This is a genomic window from Staphylococcus croceilyticus, from assembly GCF_002902575.1.
Taxonomy (GTDB): domain Bacteria; phylum Bacillota; class Bacilli; order Staphylococcales; family Staphylococcaceae; genus Staphylococcus; species Staphylococcus croceilyticus.
Genome location: NZ_PPRD01000104.1, coordinates 1 through 3,338, shown reverse-complemented (window position 1 = coordinate 3,338; position 3,338 = coordinate 1). Strand labels below are relative to the sequence as shown.

The following is a 3,338-nucleotide window of genomic DNA, read 5'->3' as shown; positions in this document are numbered from 1 at the left end:
AATTAAAACAGCACATGGAACTATAAATGTCCCATGCACTGTTATAAATCATAATTAAATTAATTTTTCAAATTAAATGAAATAACCAGCGATTGATTTAACTTCTAAGAATTCTTCAATTCCGTAATCGCCCCATTCACGACCGATACCAGATTGTTTATAACCACCGAATGGTAAGTCTGGTGTATTTGCCGCTTCATTAATTTGAATACGTCCAGCTTCAATTGAGCGCGCTACTTTTTGAAGCGTATCTTTATCTTTACCAATGACATAACCAGCTAAGCCGTATTCTGTATCATTTGCAATTTTAATTGCTTCATCTACATCATTATAAGTGATAACTGAAGCTACTGGACCAAAGATTTCTTCACGAGCAATTGTCATGTCATTATCTACATTAATAAAGATTGTTGGTCTTGCAAAGTAACCAGTGTCTAATCCTTCTGGTTTACCTGGGCCACCGTAGAATAATTCAGCACCCTCTTCGATACCTTTATCGATATATGATTGCACTGTATCAAATTGTTTTTTACTAATAATTGGGCCAACTTGTGTACCTTCTTCGCGAGGATCGCCCACTTTAACTTTACTGAATTCTTCTTTTAATGCTGTTAAGAATTCTTCTTTAATACTTTCAGGTACTAAGATACGTGTACCTGCAGTACAAACTTGACCAGTGTTGTTAACTACTTTACCTGTAGTAGCTTTCGCTGCTTCATTAATATCTACATCGTCTAATACGATATAAGGTGATTTACCACCTAATTCAAGAGATACTTTTTTGAAGTCTTTTGAAGCTTTTTCCATGATTTTAGAACCAGTACGTCCTGAACCAGTAAATGACATCATTCTTACTTTAGGATGTTCACTTAATGGATTACCTACACCTTCACCGTCGCCGTTAACTAAGTTGAATACACCTTTAGGTACGCCAACTTTATCAAAGATTTCAGCTAAGATAATTGCAGCAAATGGTGTTTCCTCAGATGGTTTAAGTACTACTGGACTACCAGCTGCAAATGCTGCTGCAAGTTTTAATGAAGTTTGGTTAGTTGGGAAGTTCCAAGGTGTTACTAAACCAGTGACACCGATTGCTTCTTTAGTTACTAATGAATCGCCACGGCGCTCTTCAAATTCAAATGAATCTAATGCTTTACTAGCTTCTTGGAAATGTTGTAAGCCCATTTCGTAATGTACATTTTCAGAAATAGTAAGTGGTGCACCTAATTCATCTGTAATAGCTTCAATAATATCTTGTTTTCTATTTTTATATTCTTCAACGATTTTATCTAATAATTCTTTTCTTTCTTTAACTGAGCTATGGCGAAATTCTAAATATACGTCATTAGCAGCTTCTACAGCCTTATCTACGTCTTTTTCGTTACCTTTAGCTACTTTACCGATAACTTCTTCAGTTGCAGGATTAATGACATCAATTGTTTCTCCGCTTTCACTATCAATCCATTCGCCGTTAATATATTGTTGAGTATAATTTCTCATCAATTACTCACTCCTTAAGCGTCGTTATTTCATCTGTCTAATGTTTATCCCTTTTAGAAAAATTTAAACATAGCCATTTTAAAATGAAAAAAGTTCTGCTTTGCATTACTAAAACATAACGCAATATTGCAGAACTATTTCATAATTATTTAGCTTTAACTTCGTTTTCAAGCTCTATATAAGTTCTAGCCCAATCTTCCATTGGTTTTAAAGCTTCAGCTAGAGCTCTTCCTTTATCTGTCAATTCATAAATAATTGAAACCGGACTAGTTGAAACTACCTTCTTCTCTACTAATCCCCATTCACCTAAATCTGTTAATTTAATACTTAAAGCACGAGGGGTAATCGTTTTTAAATCCCTTTTCATATCGGAAAAGTGTGCAGTATAATCAGTGCATCGAGATAGGTAGTTAATGATTAAACCGTTCCAACTTCTACCAACAATTTTAAAGGTTTCTTCAAGATATGGACAGATTTCCATTGTCTTCACCTCTAATCAAAACATCTTATACAAAAAGAACGAGCCTGTAGACTTATTCAGTGTTGTGGTACAGGCTATGAAGTAAATCACATTTGGACTATACTTCATTTACTTTTTGTCTTTAATATAATTATTATACCAGATATTTTTACACTTGTTCAGTCCAAATGTCTGCGCCTAATTCTTCTAAATGTTTAACAATGTCTGTATAACCACGATAAATATGTTTAACGTTATAAATAGTTGTAACGCCTTCAGCAATTAACCCAGCAATAATTAAACATGCACCTGCACGTAAGTCACTTGCATAAACATCAGCACCTTGTAATGAAGAAGGTTTAATAGTAGCTGTACCCGTAGACATATCTGCTTCGATATTAGCGCCCATATTCTTCAATTCATCTACATGTTTAAAACGAGCTGGATAAATTGTTTCAGTAACAAATGAAGGACCATCTGCCATAAATAATAATGGTGTGATTGGTTGTTGTAAATCTGTAGCAAAGCCAGGATATACTAATGTTTTAATATCTACATTTTTATAATCTTTATGACCTTTAATGATCGCTTTTTCTGCATCGTCATCAATATCTATATCTACGCCTAATTCTTTTAATTTTACAGTTAACGCTTCTACATGTTTCGGTACAATATTATTAACCGTTACTTTTTCACCACACGCAGCTGCAATACACATATACGTTCCTGCTTCAATACGGTCAGGAATAATTTGATATTCTGAACCATGTAATGTGTCTACGCCGTTAATTTTCAACGTGCTTGTACCTGCACCTTTAATATCTGCACCTAAACTATTTAGGAAGTTAGCAACATCTACAACTTCAGGTTCTTTAGCAGCGTTTTCAATAACTGTTTGGCCTTTAGCATGCACGGCAGCTAACATAATGTTAATCGTTGCTCCTACACTTACCATATCAAGGAAGATATTAGCACCATGAAGTTCTTTAGCTTCGAGCTTCATAGATGTTTCACTAGACTCATCGATTTCGGCACCAAGTGCTTTAAATCCTTTGATGTGTTGATCAATTGGTCGAGGCCCTAGTGGACAACCGCCTGGTAAGCCAATGACACATTTTTTAAAGCGACCTAACATCGCTCCCATCATATAATAAGACGCACGAAGAGATTCTACTTTATTATTTGGTAAGGGCGCATTTTGTATGTCAGTAGTATCAACATCTAAATGTTTGCCATCCAAATTTGTTTTAATGTTTAAATCTTCTAATAAACTCACTAATGTTTCTACATCAGAAATTTGTGGCAGACCATCAAGCTTTACTTGGCCTTGAGCTAATAATGTCGCTGGAATGATAGCCACTGCACTATTTTTAGCACC

The 3,338-nt window shown here is 34.9% G+C and carries 3 protein-coding genes; all 3 read right to left on the bottom strand.

Annotated elements, in window-relative coordinates; translation table 11 throughout:
* Positions 1 to 72 precede the first annotated feature (72 nt).
* Positions 73 to 1,500, bottom strand: coding sequence for an aldehyde dehydrogenase family protein (locus CD128_RS10820; RefSeq protein WP_103329908.1), 1,428 nt, complete (start codon positions 1,498 to 1,500; stop codon positions 73 to 75).
* A gap of 145 nt (positions 1,501 to 1,645) precedes the next feature.
* A complete protein-coding gene (locus CD128_RS10815) occupies positions 1,646 to 1,981 on the bottom strand; it encodes a winged helix-turn-helix transcriptional regulator (RefSeq protein ID WP_103329907.1) in 336 nt (111 codons plus the stop codon).
* 148 nt (positions 1,982 to 2,129) lie between these two features.
* A partial coding sequence (locus CD128_RS10810) for a UDP-N-acetylglucosamine 1-carboxyvinyltransferase (protein ID WP_103329906.1) occupies positions 2,130 to 3,338 on the bottom strand: 1,209 nt, incomplete at its 5' end.